This is a genomic window from Halomonas sp. DP8Y7-3, assembly GCF_019801675.1.
Classification (GTDB): Bacteria; Pseudomonadota; Gammaproteobacteria; order Pseudomonadales; family Halomonadaceae; genus Halomonas; species Halomonas litopenaei_A.
In genome coordinates, this window is the sequence record NZ_JAHVIO010000002.1 from 96,728 (window position 1) to 114,383 (window position 17,656).

The 17,656-nt window shown below is 61.4% G+C and carries 11 protein-coding genes; 9 read left to right on the forward strand and 2 right to left on the reverse strand.

What is annotated here, in order from left to right:
* Positions 1-287: 287 nt before the first annotated feature.
* The 5 genes from gltB (at position 288) to eno (ending at position 10,286) form a co-directional block, all read left to right on the forward strand.
* Entirely contained in the window at positions 288-4,733 is a 4,446-nt protein-coding gene (gene gltB / locus KUV86_RS01860; protein ID WP_222483399.1) for a glutamate synthase large subunit, read from the forward strand.
* Between the two features lie 34 nt (positions 4,734-4,767).
* Entirely contained in the window at positions 4,768-6,186 is a 1,419-nt protein-coding gene (locus tag KUV86_RS01865; protein WP_222483400.1) for an FAD-dependent oxidoreductase, read from the forward strand.
* A gap of 186 nt (positions 6,187-6,372) precedes the next feature.
* The gene (locus KUV86_RS01870; RefSeq protein ID WP_206940212.1) at positions 6,373-8,028 is read left to right on the forward strand and encodes a CTP synthase; all 1,656 of its coding nucleotides are present in this window, start codon (positions 6,373-6,375) and stop codon (positions 8,026-8,028) included.
* 5 nt (positions 8,029-8,033) lie between these two features.
* Positions 8,034-8,885, forward strand: a complete 852-nt coding sequence (kdsA, locus tag KUV86_RS01875; protein WP_222483401.1) for a 3-deoxy-8-phosphooctulonate synthase — start codon at positions 8,034-8,036, stop codon at positions 8,883-8,885.
* Between the two features lie 105 nt (positions 8,886-8,990).
* The gene (gene eno, locus KUV86_RS01880; RefSeq protein WP_222161595.1) at positions 8,991-10,286 is read left to right on the forward strand and encodes a phosphopyruvate hydratase; all 1,296 of its coding nucleotides are present in this window, start codon (positions 8,991-8,993) and stop codon (positions 10,284-10,286) included.
* 832 nt (positions 10,287-11,118) lie between these two features.
* Here the strand turns inward: eno and fdxA are convergent.
* Positions 11,119-11,442: a ferredoxin FdxA gene (gene fdxA / locus KUV86_RS01885; RefSeq protein ID WP_206940206.1), complete on the reverse strand. Its 324-nt coding sequence runs from the start codon at positions 11,440-11,442 to the stop codon at positions 11,119-11,121.
* Positions 11,443-11,692: 250 nt separating this feature from the next.
* Positions 11,693-14,281, reverse strand: coding sequence for a DNA mismatch repair protein MutS (gene mutS, locus KUV86_RS01890; RefSeq protein WP_409996337.1), 2,589 nt, complete (start codon positions 14,279-14,281; stop codon positions 11,693-11,695).
* A 372-nt stretch (positions 14,282-14,653) separates the two neighbouring features.
* Between mutS and KUV86_RS01895 the strand changes: the two genes are divergently transcribed.
* The 4 genes from KUV86_RS01895 (at position 14,654) to KUV86_RS01910 (ending at position 17,461) form a co-directional block, all read left to right on the forward strand.
* Entirely contained in the window at positions 14,654-14,812 is a 159-nt protein-coding gene (locus tag KUV86_RS01895; protein ID WP_206940204.1) for a YqaE/Pmp3 family membrane protein, read from the forward strand.
* A 209-nt stretch (positions 14,813-15,021) separates the two neighbouring features.
* Positions 15,022-15,513 carry a CinA family protein gene (locus KUV86_RS01900; RefSeq protein ID WP_222483402.1) on the forward strand — a complete coding sequence of 164 codons (492 nt, stop codon included), beginning with the start codon at positions 15,022-15,024 and terminating at the stop codon, positions 15,511-15,513.
* 225 nt (positions 15,514-15,738) lie between these two features.
* Positions 15,739-16,812: a recombinase RecA gene (recA, locus tag KUV86_RS01905; protein ID WP_206940191.1), complete on the forward strand. Its 1,074-nt coding sequence runs from the start codon at positions 15,739-15,741 to the stop codon at positions 16,810-16,812.
* A gap of 169 nt (positions 16,813-16,981) precedes the next feature.
* Positions 16,982-17,461, forward strand: a complete 480-nt coding sequence (locus KUV86_RS01910) for a regulatory protein RecX (protein WP_222483403.1) — start codon at positions 16,982-16,984, stop codon at positions 17,459-17,461.
* Positions 17,462-17,656 lie beyond the last annotated feature (195 nt).

Genomic DNA, 17,656 nt, shown 5'->3' on the forward strand with positions numbered 1-17,656 from the left:
AAAGTCTAGTGGCGAAATCGGGGTAGTCGAACTTGCTGGAAAACACTTCCAAGTGGTTGACCTGATACGTTTTTTTTCTTGCCTGTCTGTGCAACCTTCAGATTTACGGTGTTTTTTTATCTATCTGGAGGTCGCGGGTAATTGCGCAAGGGCGGGGTGCTGGCTATGCTGGGAACCCATTTTTCCTGCAGTTAGCGATGGCCCGAGTGGGCGCTAAATAAAAAGAAAAACCGATAACAATATCGCGAAAATGCTGTGACTACAACCCTTTCACCCGAGGCGCGCCCATGAACAAAGGTCTTCATCAGCCTGGCGAGTTCCGTGACAACTGCGGGTTTGGCCTGATCGCCCACATGGAAGGGCAGGCTAGCCATGAATTGCTCAGCACTGCCATCGAGTCCCTTACCTGCATGACCCACCGCGGTGGTATCGCGGCCGACGGCAAGACCGGCGATGGTTGCGGGCTGTTGTTGAAGATGCCCGACGGCTTCATGCGTCAGGTGGCTCAGGAGAGCCTTGATGTGGCCTTGGGGGATCGCTACGCCGTAGGGGTGATCTTTCTGCCGGATGACGACCAGCGCGAGACGGCCGCCCGACAGACACTGGAAGACTGCCTGACCCAGCGTGGTGTCAAGGTCATCGGCTGGCGCGACGTGCCGGTCGACCCCAGTGTCTGTGGTCCCATGGCCCTCGACTGCCTGCCGCGGATCCGTCAGCTGTTTGTCGAGCCGGGTGCGGGGGAAGAAGCGTTTGATGTTTCCCTGTTCATGGCTCGTCGTCTGGCCGAGCAGGCCCTGATTCATGAGCCCGACTTCTATGTAAGCTCGCTGTCCAGTGAAGTGGTGTCCTACAAGGGGCTGGTCATGCCGGTAGATCTGCCGGCCTTCTATCAGGATCTCGGTGATGAGCGTCTGGAAACCGCTATCTGCGTGTTTCACCAGCGCTTCTCCACCAACACCGCCCCCCGTTGGCCGCTGGCTCAGCCGTTCCGTCTGCTGGCCCATAACGGCGAGATCAACACCATTGAGGCCAACCGTGGCTGGGCCAACTCGCGCAAGGAGAACTTCATCTCCGAGCGGCTGCCCGACATCGCCAGCCTCGACCAGATCGTCAACACCACCGGTTCCGACTCCTCGAGCATGGACAATATGCTGGAGGTGCTGTTGACCGGTGGCATGGAGCTGCACCGTGCGGTGCGCATGATGGTGCCGCCTGCTTGGCAGAACGTGGAAATCATGGACGGCGACCTGCGCGCCTTCTACGAATACAACTCCATGCACGTGGAGCCGTGGGACGGTCCTGCCGGCGTGGTCATGACCGATGGGCGTCAGGCGCTGTGCATGCTTGACCGCAACGGCCTGCGTCCGGCCCGCTGGGTGATCACCAAGAACGGCTTCATTACCCTGGCCTCCGAGATCGGCACCTACGACTACAAGCCCGAAGACGTGGTCGCCAAGGGGCGTGTCGGTCCCGGTCAGATTCTGGCGGTGGACACCGAGACCGGTGAGGTGCTGCACACCAGCGACATCGATGAGCGGCTGAAGTCTGCCTATCCCTACAAGCGCTGGCTGAAGCAGGAAGCCCAGTTCCTCGAGTCTGCCCTGACCGAGCTTGCCGCCTTCAAGAATATGGACCCTGAAACGCTGCAGGTGCAGCAGAAGATGTTCCAGGTGAGCTTCGAAGAGCGCGACCAGGTGCTGCGCCCGCTGGGAGAAAGCGGTCAGGAAGCCGTCGGCTCCATGGGTGACGACACCCCCATGGCGGTCCTGTCGGGCAAGCATCGCATGCTCTCGGACTACTTCCGTCAAAAGTTCGCCCAGGTGACCAATCCGGCCATCGATCCGCTGCGTGAAGCCATCGTCATGTCGCTTGAGACCTGCATCGGCGCCGAGCGCAACGTGTTCAAGGCGACCCCTGAACACGCCCATCGGATCGTGCTGACCACCCCGATCCTGTCGCCACGCAAGTTCACCGCCCTGGTGAGTCAGGACGACCCCGCCTTCGCCAGTCACACCCTGTCGCTGGGCTATGACCCGGAAGAGAAGGGGCTCAAGGCTGCGCTGCTGGAGCTTTGCCGTGAGGCAGAAGCCGCGGTGCATGAGCAAAAGGTCATTCTGGTCCTGTCCGACGCTGACCTTCCCCAGGGGCAGGTGCCGATCCATCCGGCACTGGCTGTGGGCGCGATCCACAACGAACTCGGTCGCAAGGCCCTGCGTCCTCGCGTCAACCTGATCGTCGAGACCGGCTATGCCCGCGACGCGCATCAGATGGCGGTGCTGTTCGGTGTCGGGGCGACGGCGGTCTATCCATGGCTTGCCTATCAGGTCATGGCCGATATGCACCGTAGCGGTGAGCTCTCTGGCAACCCCGCTGATGCTCGCGAGAACTATCGCAAGGGCCTGCAGAAAGGGCTCTACAAGATCCTGTCGAAGATGGGTATCTCGACCCTGGCGTCCTACCGTGGCTCCCAGCTGTTTGAGGCGGTGGGGCTGTCCTCGGAAGTCATGGATCTGTGCTTCACCGGCATGGCGTCGCGCATTCAGGGTACTGGCTTCAACGAGATTCAGCTGACCCAGGTGGCGCTGGCCAAGGACGCCTGGAAGCCGCGCAAGGGTATTTCCCAGGGCGGCCTGATGAAGTACGTCCACGGGCACGAGTATCACGCCTACAACCCCGATGTGGTGAAGGCGCTGCAGGAGGCGGTGCAGGAGGGCGACTACAGCAAGTGGAAGAAGTTTGCCCAACTGGTCAACGATCGTGATCCAGCCACCATTCGTGACCTGCTCAAGCTCAAGCCCGCCGCAGAGCCGCTTCCGCTTGAGGAGGTCGAGCCGGTCGAGGACCTGCTGCCACGCTTCGACAGCGCCGGCATGTCCCTGGGGGCGCTGTCTCCTGAGGCCCATGAAGCGTTGGCGCAGGCCATGAACGAGGCCGGCGGGCGCTCCAACTCTGGTGAGGGCGGTGAAGACCCCTCACGTTACGGCACTATCAGAAGCTCCAAGATCAAGCAGATCGCCTCTGGTCGTTTTGGTGTCACTCCGGCCTATCTGGTCAATGCCGAAGTGCTGCAGATCAAGGTCGCCCAGGGTGCCAAGCCTGGTGAAGGCGGCCAGTTGCCGGGTGGCAAGGTGAACGAGCTGATTGCCCGTCTGCGCTACTCGGTGCCGGGGGTGACCTTGATCTCGCCGCCGCCACATCACGATATCTATTCCATCGAGGACCTGGCTCAGCTGATCTTCGACCTCAAGCAGGTCAATCCTGATGCCCAGGTGTCGGTGAAGCTGGTGTCTGAGCCGGGTATCGGCACCATCGCGACCGGTGTGGCCAAGGCGTATGCAGACTTGATCACCGTGTCCGGTTATGACGGTGGTACCGCGGCAAGTCCGCTGACCTCCATCAAGCACGCCGGTTCGCCCTGGGAGCTAGGCTTGCCGGAAGTGCATCAGGCGCTGCGTATCAACGGCCTGCGCGACAAGATTCGACTGCAGACCGACGGCGGTCTGAAGACCGGTCTCGACGTGATCAAGGCGGCGATTCTCGGTGCCGAGAGCTTCGGCTTTGGTACGGCGCCGATGGTGGCCCTGGGCTGCAAGTACCTGCGCATCTGTCACCTGAACAACTGCGCCACCGGCGTGGCGACCCAGATGCAGTATCTGCGTGATGAACACTTCCGCGGCACGGTGGACATGGTCAAGCATTACTTCCGCTTCATTGCTGAAGAAGTGCGTGAGCTGATGGCGCTCGTAGGGGTGCGCAAGCTCACCGACCTGATTGGCCGCACCGATCTGCTGGAGGTGTTTGAAGGCCTGACACCGTCGCAGAACAAGCTGGACCTGACGCCGTTGCTGGCCAACGATCACGTGCCGGCAGATGCGCCCCAGTCCTGCCAGGTCAGCCGCAACGTGCCACATGACCCTGGTGCCAAGAACCTCGAGGTGCTCGATGCGCTCAAGTCGGCGATCGAGTCCAAGGCCGGGGCCGACGTGTCCTTCACCATCACCAACTGTGACCGTTCGGTGGGGGCGCTGACCTCTGGGGCCATTGCCAAGCAGTATGGCGAGGCTGGTCTCGACGATGCCCCGGTGACGGCACGCTTTACCGGCGTGGCGGGGCAGAGCTTTGGTGTATGGAACGCTCGCGGGCTCAACCTGTACCTGGAAGGGGATGCCAACGACTACGTCGGCAAGGGCATGAATGGTGGCAAGATCGTCATCACGCCGCCGAAGAACAGTCAGTTCGACAGCCACAAGACAGCGATCATCGGCAATACCTGCCTGTACGGCGCGACCGGCGGCAAGCTGTTCGCTGCGGGCACGGCCGGCGAGCGCTTTGGCGTGCGCAACTCCGGTGCCCATGCGGTCATCGAAGGCTCTGGCGATCACTGCTGTGAGTACATGACCGGCGGCATCGTCTGCGTGCTCGGTGAAACTGGCGTCAACTTCGGTGCAGGCATGACCGGCGGCTTTGCCTACGTGCTCGACGAAGATCGCTGTTTTGTGGATCGCTACAACCACGAGCTGGTGGAGATCCATCGCGTCAATACCGAGGCCATGGAGGCCTACCGGAGACACCTGAGGGAGACCATCGAGGAATATGTTGCCGAGACCGGCTCACAACGCGGCCAGGCGATCCTTGAGGACTTCAGCGACTTCATCCGCCATTTCTGGCTGGTGAAGCCCAAGGCGGCGAGCCTGAGCGGTCTGCTCGCCCAGTCCACGCGTCAGCCCGAATAACCCGACGGCGTCCCGAACAAGGCAGGAGAACATCATGGCAAACCGTTTGAGCAACGACTTCCAGTTCATCGACGTCGGTCGTCAGGATCCGCAGAAGAAAGCGGCGCGCACCCGCGCCCGTGAGTTCGCTGAAATCTACGAACCGTTCAAGCCCATGGATGCGGCGAGTCAGGCCCATCGCTGCTTGCACTGCGGCAATCCCTACTGTGAATGGAAGTGCCCTGTTCACAACTATATTCCCAACTGGCTGCAACTGGTCAGCGAGGGCAACATTCTCGAGGCGGCAGAGCTGTCTCATCGCACCAATTCGCTGCCCGAGGTATGCGGCAGGGTGTGTCCCCAGGATCGCCTGTGCGAGGGTGACTGCACCCTCAATGATGGCTTTGGCGCCGTGACCATCGGCTCCGTGGAGAAATACATCACGGACACGGCCTTTGCCATGGGCTGGCGCCCGGACATGAGTCAGGTGACCTGGACCGACAAGAAGGTCGCCATCATCGGTGCCGGACCCGCCGGGCTCGGTTGCGCGGACATTCTGGTGCGTAATGGGGTCAAGCCGGTGGTGTATGACAAGTACGCCGAGATCGGTGGTCTGCTGACCTTCGGCATTCCGGAATTCAAGCTTGAAAAGACCGTCATGGAGCGTCGTCGCGCCGTATTCGAGGAGATGGGCGTGGAGTTCCGCCTGGGCGTCGACGTCGGCAAGGACATTGCCTTCGACGAGCTGCTCGAGAAGTACGACGCGGTGTTCCTCGGCATGGGTACCTACACCTACATGGAAGGTGGCTTCCCCGGCGAGGACCTGCCCGGCGTGCACAAGGCGCTCGACTACCTGATCGCCAACGTCAATCATCGTCTGGGCTTCGAAAAGAACCCCGAGGACTTCGTGTCTCTGGAAGGCCAGCGGGTGGTGGTGCTGGGTGGCGGCGACACGGCCATGGACTGCAACCGTACCGCCATCCGGCAGGGCGCCAGGGAAGTCACCTGCGCCTATCGTCGTGATGAAGAGAACATGCCGGGTTCCCGTCGCGAGGTGGCCAATGCCCGGGAGGAAGGTGTCGACTTCCTGTTCAATCGGCAGCCGGTGGCGGTCGTCGGTGAGGAGCGAGTCGAAGGCGTCAAGGTGGTGCGCACGCGGCTGGGCGAGGCCGACGAGAACGGACGTCGTCGCCCGGAAGTGGTGCCAGGATCCGAGGAAATCATTGCGGCGGACGCCGTGGTCATTGCCTTCGGTTTTCAGCCTAGTCCGGCCCCCTGGTTCGAGACCTTTGGTATCGAGGTTGACGAGCGTGGCCGGGTGAAAGCGCCGGAGCACGGCAGCTTTGCTTTCCAGACCACCAATGAAAAGATCTTCGCCGGTGGTGACATGGTACGCGGCTCCGATCTCGTGGTGACCGCCGTGTATGAAGGCCGCCAGGCGGGCGAGGGTATCCTCGACTACCTCGATATCTAGAAACCGAGAGTGATGCTGGCGCCCGTTCGATCAGGAGGGCGGGCGCCAAAGCGCTGGCGAGTTGGGCAGAGAGAAGAAGCTTCCCTGTTGTGCAAATTGAGCCGTTGATCGAATTCTGCTAGTCTGTCGTCCCATCCTGGCGCGGCTTCCTGCCGGGCCTACCGATCACGTTTCGACAGGTTCTCCATGACACGATATATCTTCGTGACCGGCGGCGTTGTGTCCTCTCTTGGCAAGGGCATTGCGTCGGCCTCGCTGGCGGCGATTCTCGAGGCTCGCGGCCTCAAGGTCACCATGCTCAAGCTCGACCCGTACATTAACGTGGATCCGGGCACGATGAGCCCTTTCCAGCACGGCGAGGTGTTCGTCACCGAGGATGGCGCAGAGACGGACCTGGATCTGGGTCACTACGAGCGCTTCATCCGGACCAAGATGACCCAGGCCAACAACTTCACCACCGGCCGAGTGTATGAGCACGTGCTGCGCAAGGAGCGCCGTGGTGACTACCTCGGTGGTACGGTGCAGGTGATTCCGCACATCACCGACGAAATCAAGCGTCGCGTGTACGAGGGTGGTGAAGGGTTCGACGTAGCGCTGGTCGAGATCGGCGGCACCGTCGGCGACATCGAGTCACTGCCGTTCCTTGAGTCCATCCGTCAGATCCGCAGCGAGAAGGGCGCCAGCAACGCCATCTTCATGCACCTGACCCTGGTGCCGTACATCCAGACGGCGGGTGAGACCAAGACCAAGCCGACCCAGCACTCCGTCAAGGAACTGCGCTCTATCGGTATCCAGCCGGATATCCTGATCTGCCGCAGCGAGGTCGAGCTGGAAGAGACCGAGCGCCGCAAGATTGCGCTGTTCACCAACGTCGAAGAGCGTGCGGTGGTGCCGCTTCAGGATGCCGATACCATCTATCGCATTCCGCTGATGCTGCACGAGCACGGCCTTGATGACATCGTCTGCGACAAGCTGCGTCTGGAAGCCCGCGAGGCCGATCTGAGCGAGTGGGTCAAGGTGCTCGATGCCAAGCTCAATCCGCTGAAGTCGGTCAACATCGCCATGGTCGGCAAGTACATGGAGCTGCTGGACGCCTACAAGTCGCTCAACGAAGCCTTGATCCACGCGGGTATCCAGACCCGCGTGAAGGTCAACGTCGACTACATCGACTCCGAGGATATCGAGCGTCACGGCACCGAGCGGCTGGCAGGCAAGGACGCGATTCTTGTGCCGGGTGGCTTTGGTGAGCGCGGGGTCGAAGGCAAGATTGCCACCGCGCGCTTCGCCCGTGAAAACGACATTCCTTACCTGGGCATCTGCCTGGGGATGCAGGTAGCGGTGATCGAGTACGCTCGGCATGTGGCAGGTTGGGACGATGCCAACTCCACCGAGTTCACCCACGATACCCAGCATCCGGTGGTGGGCCTGATCACCGAGTGGCTCAATCCGGAGGGCAAGATCGAAATCCGTGATGAGGCCTCCGATCTCGGCGGCACCATGCGCCTGGGCGGCCAGGAGTGCCGGCTGGCCAAGGGGTCCAAGGCGCGTGACGCCTACGGCGACGAGGTCATCGTCGAGCGTCATCGCCATCGTTTCGAGGTCAATAACCAGTTTATTGAAGAGCTCGAGAAGACAGGACTGGTCATCTCTGGTCGCAGCGTCGACAACTCCCTGGTGGAAATGGTCGAGCTGCCGGATCACCCCTGGTACGTGGCGTGTCAGTTCCATCCGGAATTCACCTCGACGCCGCGTGACGGGCACCCGCTGTTTACCGGTTTCGTCAATGCGGCACTCGGGCACAAGGCCAAGCGCACCCGCGCCCAGTCCACCCATCAGGAGTGATACTGATGTCTGACGCCCAGCGTATTATCGAGTTTGCCGGCCTGAGGGCCGGCAATTCGTTGCCCCTGGTGCTGTTTGCCGGGATGAATGTGCTTGAATCCCGCGAGCTGGCGCTCGAGGTGGCCGAGGCCTACGTCGAGGTGACCGGCAAGCTCGAGATCCCTTATGTGTTCAAGGCGAGCTTCGACAAGGCCAATCGCAGCTCGGTGCATTCCTTCCGTGGGCCTGGGCTGGACAAGGGGCTTGCGATCCTCGACGAGGTGAAGTCGCGCTTCAATGTGCCGGTGATTACTGACGTTCATGAGCCCTACCAGGCGGCGCCCGCCGCTGAGGTGGCTGACGTCATCCAGCTGCCGGCGTTTCTGGCGCGCCAGACGGATCTAGTGGTGGCGATGGCCGAGACCGGGGCGGTGGTCAACATCAAGAAGCCCCAGTTTCTGGCCCCCCACGAGATGCGCCACATCATCACCAAGTTCCGTGAGGCCGGCAACGAACGGCTGCTGCTGTGCGAGCGCGGTTCCAGCTTTGGCTACAACAACTTGGTCGTCGATATGCTCGGTTTCGGCGAGATGAAAGACACCGGCTTCCCGCTGTTGTTTGACGTCACCCACTCGCTGCAGCGTCCGGGCGGACGCGCCGACAGTGCGGACGGACGCCGTGCGCAGGTGCTGGACCTGGCCCGTGCCGGGGTTGCCGTCGGTATCGCCGGGCTCTTCCTGGAAGCGCACCCGGATCCCGACTCGGCAAAATGTGACGGCCCATGTGCCTTGCCGCTTGATAGACTCGAGCCCTTCCTGGCACAGATCAAGACGTTGGACGACGTCGTGAAACAGCTTCCGTCCATCGAGATACGCTAGCGCTACCTCTGATAGCCTGACGGGCCTGACCCAAGGGCCTATGGCACGTCCAGAGTAGATCGACAACGCTGACACGAGCTTTATCACCCACAAGGACCCATCGAGATGACCAAGATCGTCGATATTCGCGCCCTAGAGGTGCTGGATTCACGCGGTAACCCCACCGTCCAGGCAGAAGTGCGCCTGGAAAGCGGCGCCGTGGGCGTCGCCTGCGCGCCGAGCGGCGCCTCCACCGGCTCCCGCGAGGCGCTGGAGCTGCGTGACGGCGACAAGGGTCGTTACCTGGGCAAGGGTGTGCTCAAGGCCGTCGACGCGGTCAATGGCAAGATTCGTGACGCTCTGGTGGGCATGGATGCGCGTGATCAGCGTGGCCTGGACGACGCCATGCTCGAGCTCGATGGTACCGACAACAAGGAAAACCTGGGCGCCAACGCTATCCTGGCGGTGTCACTGGCCGCCGCCAAGGCAGCGGCCAACGCCAAGGGCGTACCGCTGTACGCCCACATCGCTGAGCTGTACGGCCAGCCTGGGCAGTACCTGATGCCGGTGCCGATGATGAACATCCTCAACGGTGGCGAGCATGCCGACAACAACGTCGACATTCAGGAGTTCATGGTGCAGCCGGTGGGTGCCGCCAGCTTCCGTGAAGGCCTGCGCGCCGGTGCCGAGATCTTCCATGCCTTGAAGAAGGTGCTGTCGTCGCGGGGTCTTGCCACCGCCGTAGGTGATGAAGGTGGCTTTGCCCCTAACCTGTCTTCGAATGCCGAGGCGCTGGCGGTCATCAAGCAGGCCGTCGAGGACGCTGGCTACGAGCTCGGCAAGGACATCACTCTCGCGCTGGACTGTGCCGCCAGTGAGTTCTACAAGGACAGCCAGTACGTGCTGGCAGGCGAGGACAAGCGCTTCGACGCCGAAGGCTTCGGTGATTACCTGGTGGGTCTGGCCGACGAGTATCCGATCGTGTCCATCGAGGACGGCCTGGACGAGTCCGACTGGGACGGCTGGAAGTCTCTGACTGCCAAGCTGGGAGACCGTGTCCAGCTGGTCGGTGACGACCTGTTCGTGACCAATACGCGGATTCTGAAGCGTGGTATCGATGAATCCATCGGCAACTCCATCCTGATCAAGTTCAATCAGATTGGTTCGCTGTCCGAAACGCTGGATGCCATCCGCATGGCACAGGACGCGGGGTTCACGGCGGTCATCTCTCACCGTAGCGGTGAAACCGAAGACACGACCATCGCCGACCTGGCGGTAGGCACTTGCGCGGGCCAGATCAAGACGGGTTCGTTGTGCCGTAGTGATCGTGTCGCCAAGTACAACCGCCTTCTGGTCATCGAGCAGGAGCTGGGAGAGCGCGCTACTTACCCAGGTCGCGCGGCGATCAAGGGACAGGCGTAGGGTTTGATAAACCCTTTGCGGTGGTTGTGTCCTCACATCTTGTAAGACATTGACTACATTTTATGTAGGACATTAACCCCATATGACCTGAAGAGGCCCGCGATGTTATCGCGGGCCTTTTTTATGTTGTTCATTTCTATATATTTTTTGGGGCGTCGCAAAGAAGCGGGTCACGTAGGACATGTCGCACTGCAAAATAAGGCGACTTGAGATGATGCCCAAAGCTGACAGAATGCACTCATGAATCGAGAGGTCAGGCTTCGCGGCATCAGGCTGCTTGCCAGGACTGCGAGACGCCTAGGGTGGTCGGATTCGTCTGCATGGAGGTAGACAGGTTCGGCAACAACAGGCAGGCATGGAACGCCGATCGCAGGACCATCACGGCATGTGGCTCGACGTTCGATTCAGTTGGGTGTTTTCGGGATGCGTTCTAGAGTCAAGAGTGCGCCTGGTGCGACAGGATGTCGCTTCTGGGCACGGAGGGCACTCAGGGAGTCGGGCGGAGGGAGCCGCCCAAGGAAATGCTTGGAGCGGGCGGCCTACGGGCCGCCTTTTTTTATGCCAGCAGGTTGGCTGTCGTGACGAGATGCTGAGCCTGGTGGCCGGCGCGGTCGGCTCGAACAGCTGCCCTGAACAGCGGGTCCGGGCAGGTGGTTTGGACAGGTCGTTTGGATAGTGAAAACGGCCAGCCGAGTTCGGAGAGACGCCTGATGGCCGGGAAAGCGAGCGCCATGGAGGTATCGTCTGAAGGATGTTCGCCACCGCCAGCAACACAATAGCCGCCTCGTTGGGCGGCTATTGTGTTAAGCAGGTAGTGGCTTGTCGTGCCAGATCAGCGTTCGAGCTGCTCCAGCTTGCCTGTCTTGCCGTCCCACTGCTCGGCGTCTTCCGGTGGATCTTTCTTTTCGGTGATGTTGGGCCACACCTCGGAAAGCTCCGCATTGATCTCGATGAACGCCTCCTGGCCCTCGGGCAGCTCATCCTCGGAGTAGATGGCCTCGGCCGGGCACTCGGGCTCACACAGGGCGCAGTCGATACATTCGTCCGGGTGGATCACCAGAAAATTGGGACCCTCGTAGAAGCAGTCCACCGGGCAGACCTCGACGCAATCGGTGTACTTGCACTTGATGCAGTTTTCGGTGACGACGAATGTCATGCCAGTCTCCCTTCCTCGGGCCAGTTCGGTGCTGGCCGCTCAATCATTGGTCACTTGCGCCCGAAAGGTCGCCATGGCGACGCTCCGGATCATGGGTAGCTCGCGCCCCGACGCAGAGGAGCTGAGCGTCGTTTCGCCTGTCGCGTGTTAAGCCTTAAAGTTATATGGAAATGGCTTTCTTATAATGCACGGTCCTTGGGTGCCACATTCTAGACCCGCACTTCTGTAGGGGCAAGCGCGGGGTGCACGGTCATACTGACGATTTCCAGCGGTATAGAAGCTCCAGTGCCTGACGCGGTGACAGTTCATCGATGGCCAGTTGCTCGAGCTCGTCGATCAAGGGGTGAGGCGTGCTGGCGAACAGGTCTGCCTGCTGGGGGGCAGGCTCCGCTCGCGACAGGCTGGACGGGCCTTGTCCATGATCCACTTCCTGCTGCTCCAGCGCGGCGAGCTTGATCCTGGCTTCGGCGATGACGGACTGGGGGACGCCGGCCAGTTGCGCGACCTGGAGACCGTAGCTTTGGCTGGCTGGGCCTTCTTCCACCCGGTGCATGAACACGATGCCTTCATTGTGCTCTGCGGCGGTCAAGTGCACGTTGGCCACCGCAGCAGAATCTCCGGCCAGAGCGGTCATTTCGAAGTAGTGGGTGGCAAACAGGGTGAAGGCCCGCGTGCGGGTCAGGTGTTCGGCACTGGCCCAGGCCAGCGACAGTCCATCAAAGGTACTGGTGCCGCGGCCAATTTCGTCCATCAAGACCAGGCTATGATCTGTGGCGTTGTGCAGGATGTTGGCAGTCTCGGTCATTTCCACCATGAAGGTGGAGCGGCCACCGGCCAGGTCATCGCTGGACCCTATGCGGGTAAAGATGCGGTCCACCGGGCCGATGGTGGCACTGTCAGCGGGAACGAAGCTGCCACAGTGGGCAAGCAGGGTGATCAACGCGGCCTGACGCATGTAGGTCGATTTACCGCCCATGTTGGGGCCGGTAATGACCAGCATGCGGCGGTCGTCGTCCATCAGCAGGTCGTTGGGCACGAATGGCGTGTCACTGACCTGTTCGACGACCGGGTGGCGTCCACCGCGAATATCGAACCCGGCCACATCAGCGAGCGTGGGGCGTACAAAATCCAGTGCCCGTGCGCGTTCGGCCAGGGCGCATAGCACATCAAGGGAGGACAGTGCTCTGGCGGTGGCCTGCAGGCGAGCGAGCTCCGCGTTGAGGCTGTCGATCAGGCCATCATAAAGCAGCTTTTCCCGGGCCAGTGCGCGGGATTTGGCGGATAGCGCCTTGTCCTCGAACTCCTTGAGCTCCGGGATGATGAAGCGCTCTGCGTTCTTCAGTGTCTGGCGCCGGATATAGTCCGCAGGGGCTTCCTTGGCCTGGGCTCGAGGAATCTCGATGAAGTAGCCATGGACGCGGTTGTACCCCACCTTGAGCCCGGCGAGCCCGGTGCGTGCCCGCTCCCGTGCTTCCAGTTGCACGAGGTAGTCACCGGCGTGCTCTGCCAGCCCTCTGTGTTCGTCCAGTTCACTGTCGAAACCGTCAGCGATCACGCCCCCATCCCGAATGACCACCGGGGGATTGTCGATCAGCGCACGGGTGAGCAAGTCCGCCAGCTCGGGAAATGGCTGGATATGGACGCGCAGTTCGTCAAGCGTGGTGCCTTCAGCGTAGCCAGCCAGCTGATCGCGCAGAGCGGGTAACGCATTGAAGGCGTCTCTCAGTCTCGCCAGGTCCCGCGGGCGAGCGCTGCCCAGCGCCACCCTGGCCAGGATGCGTTCGATGTCGCCAATGGCCTTCAACTCGTCGCGCAGCGGCTCATAGCCTTCCTGGTCCAGCAGCAAGCTGATCGCGGATTGACGTCCCATGACCTGCTGCTTGTCTCGCAGCGGGCGGTTCAGCCAACGCTTGAGCAGGCGCGAGCCCATTGCCGTGGTGGTGGTGTCCAGGACGCTGGCGAGGGTGTTGTCGCTGGTACCTCCCAGGTTGATGTCAATCTCCAGGTTGCGCCGGCTTGCTGCATCAATGACCACGCTATCGTCACGGTTTTCCACACCGATCGCGGTGACATGGGGCAGGGCGCTGCGCTGGGTGTCCCTGGCGTAGTCCATCAGCACACCAGCCGCAATGATGGCAGAGTGCAGGTGTGCGCAACCAAACCCCTTGAGGTCTTGAACCCGGAACTGATCACACAATACCCGGTGCGCACTTTCATGATCGAACAGCCAGTCACTCTGGCGTCGAAGCCCGCGTCGCTCGGACATGGAGGCGGGTAGTTCCAGGCTTTCCGGCACCAGCAGTTCGGCTGGATCCAGGCGCGTCAGCTCGGACAGCATCTCGGTTTCACTGTCGACCTCGAGCACGCTGAAGCGTCCGCTGGAGACCTCCAGCCAGGCCAGGCCAAGGTGGTCGCCATGGGGAGCTACCGCCACCAGCAGGTTGTCGCGGCGTGCATCCAGCAGTGCCTCATCATGCAGGGTGCCTGGGGTGACGATCCTCACCACTTGACGCTCTACCGGGCCCTTGGACGTCGCCGGGTCACCGATCTGCTCGCAGATGGCCACCGATTCGCCCGCACTGACCAGGCGAGCCAGATACCCCTCGGCGCTATGGTAGGGAATACCGGCCATGGGAATCGGCTTGCCTGCTGACTGGCCACGCTGTGTCAGCGTGATATCAAGCAGTGCCGCGGCGCGCTTGGCGTCGTCGTAGAACAGTTCGTAGAAGTCCCCCATACGATAGAACAGCAGGACGTCAGGATGCTCGCGCTTGATCCTGAGGTACTGGGTCATCATCGGCGTATGGCTGGGAGCACTGGGCTTGGCCATGTCGTTCATGGGATCTCAATGCGCTGGTGGGCGGATGGATAAAGCGAGGATCGGTCGGAACCAGGCCGACGAAAGCCCATAAGGATAGCATGGCCGACGGGCCGATCTGTAGCGCAGCCAGGACGACGGAGGGGGATGATAGAACCGCCTACATCATGGCAATATGATGCATGCGCGACACGGCATCTGTTTGTCGGAGAGATCTCCGGCTACCCTAGGTGGTATGCCTCAGGGCGCGAGCAAAGGCGGTGACGGAGTCACCGCTGCCCCTGGGAGCATCAGCCAACAGATGTCACTGCAAGGACCACGCTTCCCGATCCCTCTTGGGCGATGATCCAAGTTGGGTGATGATTCAAGGACGTTGAATAAAGGAGCAAGTATATGGACGTTATTCGCATCATTCTGGCCATCCTGCTGCCCCCGCTGGGTGTCTTCCTGCAAGTTGGCTTCGGTCTGCACTTCTGGCTGAACATCCTGCTGACGCTTCTCGGCTATATTCCCGGGATCGTTCACGCGGTGTGGATTATCGCGAGGCGCTAGGTGGCCTCGTCGTCAATCCTCTGATCGGCGGTAGAGCACATTGCGGCGACTGAGGTCGCCGCAATGCGTTGATCCCGAGTTGCAGGCACGATGTTGGCGACGTATCCCGCGCGCCTGCATGACGTCGCGGCCCTATCGTTTCGGCCCCATCGTCGCGGCCCTATCGTTGCGACCCGTGCCCCCCCACCTTCACTTCAGGAGCTGTCTCCATGACGCCTGCACCAGAAGATATCCGAGTGCTGTCGAGTCGCTTGGGTGAACTGTGCCTCAAGCTTCAGGTCCAGGTGACCACCGCCGAGTCCTGCACCGGTGGCGGCGTGGCCACCGCGATCACCGATATCGCAGGCAGCTCGGACTACTTCGAGACGGGCTATGTGACCTATTCCAATGCCGCCAAACAGCGCCTGCTGGGGGTGCCGTTGGCCTTGCTGGAGCGCCACGGGGCCGTCAGTGAGTCAGTGGTCGAAGCCATGGTGGTTGGAGCATGTGCCGAAAGTGGCGCATCCCATGGCGTCGCCATCAGTGGTGTTGCGGGGCCTGGTGGGGGCAGCGACCATAAGCCGGTGGGCACGGTCTGGTTTGCCTTTGCCGCAGATGGCGTGTGCGTGGCAGAACGTTGCCACTTTGCAGGAAATCGCGATGACGTGCGCCGCCAAGCCATTGCCTACGCGCTGCAGGGGCTGATTGATCGGCTGAGCTAACGCCAAGGCTAGCGTTAGCCCCCAGGGTGACGATGTTGGCGGCCGGCGGCTCGCTGGCATTGGACTCCGATGGCAGCAATAGGCCTGGAGCAGGGGTGGTGGTCAGCGCATTTTTTCGTCATACTACTGTTCAGTCATACAGTAATTGCCAGGGTCCGGCGCAGGGCCCGATGGGGACCAGGACACGCCGTTCGGCCCCGATCCATTGTCTACAGGAGCTCCGAAATGGCGCAGGATCAAAACCGCAGCAAGGCGCTTGACGCCGCTCTTTCTCAGATCGATCGCCAGTTTGGCAAGGGCACGGTCATGCGTTTGGGCGATGCCCCCAGGGTGGTCATGCCGTCGGTGTCCACCGGCTCCTTGGGTCTGGATATCGCCCTGGGCATTGGCGGACTGCCTTACGGGCGCGTCGTGGAAATCTTTGGCCCGGAATCCTCGGGCAAGACCACGCTGACGCTGTCGGTGATCGCTCAGGCACAAAAGGACGGCAAGACCTGTGCCTTTATCGATGCTGAGCACGCCCTTGACCCGAGCTATGCAGAAAAGCTCGGTGTTAACCTGGATGATCTGCTGGTCTCCCAGCCGGATACCGGCGAGCAAGCCCTGGAAATCTGCGACATGCTGGTCCGTTCCGGCGGTGTGGACGTGATCATCATCGACTCGGTGGCGGCCCTGACTCCCAGGGCGGAAATTGAAGGCGAAATGGGGGATTCCCACGTGGGTCTCCAGGCGCGTCTGATGTCCCAGGCGCTGCGCAAGATTACCGGCCACATCAAGAATGCCAACTGCATGGTGGTGTTCATCAACCAGATTCGTATGAAGATTGGTGTGATGTTCGGCAGCCCGGAAACCACCACTGGTGGTAACGCCCTGAAGTTCTATTCCAGCGTGCGCCTGGATATCCGCCGCACCGGTTCGGTCAAGCAGGGCGATGAGGTCACCGGTAACGAAACCCGGGTGAAGGTCGTCAAGAACAAGGTGGCTCCGCCGTTCCGCCAGGCCGAGTTCCAGATTCTCTACGGCAAGGGTATCTATCACGCCGGCGAAGTGGTCGATCTGGGCGTCCAGTGCAAGCTGGTGGACAAGGCAGGTGCCTGGTACAGCTACCAGGGCAACAAGATCGGTCAGGGCAAGGCCAATGCCGCCCAGTTCCTGGAAGACAACCCTGCGATCATGGAAGAGATCGAGTCTCAGATTCGTGCTCAGCTGCTGGTCCAGCCAGATCCCAAGAAGGAAGAGCAGGACAAGCAAGCGGAAGCCGCACCAGCGGGTGACGATTTCGGCGATGACCTGCTGTAATTCTCTGCTGCGGTACTGGATGGGGGTAGGCAACGCCGGCCTCCATCGCCATTCGGGCCCCTGCTAGGGGCCCGTTGCGTTTTGACGTTCACCAGATGGGTGGGGCGCGCGCCGTACCACGCCGAGCATGAATGCTGGTGGTCATGCAGTGCACATACGGGAGGCTTGCATGCGCAAGGCGAGAACGGAGATGTCGCCACGGGAGCAGGCGGTCGAACTGCTCGCCCGGCGTGAATATGGTCGTCAAGAGCTGACGACACGGTTGCTGAGCCGGGGGCACGAGCATGATGAGGTCGAAGCGCTGCTGGACGAACTGGCCGAGCAGGGCCTGCAGAGTGATCGTCGCTTCGCCGAGAGCTTTCTACGTGGACGAGTGCTGCGCGGGCAGGGGCCGGTCAAGATGCTGGCGGAGTTGGGGCAGCGTGGGGTCGACCGGGAGTTGGCCAGAGACGCCCTGAGAGAGATAGAACAGGAGGAGTCGGTGGACTGGTATCAACTGGCGACCGAGGCCCTCGAGCGTCGATTCGGCAGAGGGCCTGCAGGCGACCCGAAAGAGCGGGCAAGGCGAGAGCGCTTCCTGGCCGGGCGAGGGTTTGATTTTGATCACGTCCGCGAGGCACTGCGCGCCATGTCTGAGGCAGATACCTAGTATCGTTGAAGGCTCATATAAAGCGGTGTGGTTGTCCGCCCATCCCAGGGCTCGTGTGCAGGTGTTTTACGTGACCCACTTTAGTCGCTTGACAACTACGCTATAATGTCCTCTTTTGCGACGGCTCCGGGGTGTGGTGTCATGCCCGGTAGCTGCCGGCGTGCCACGCCAGCTGGCCGGCTCGACGCGCTCTAT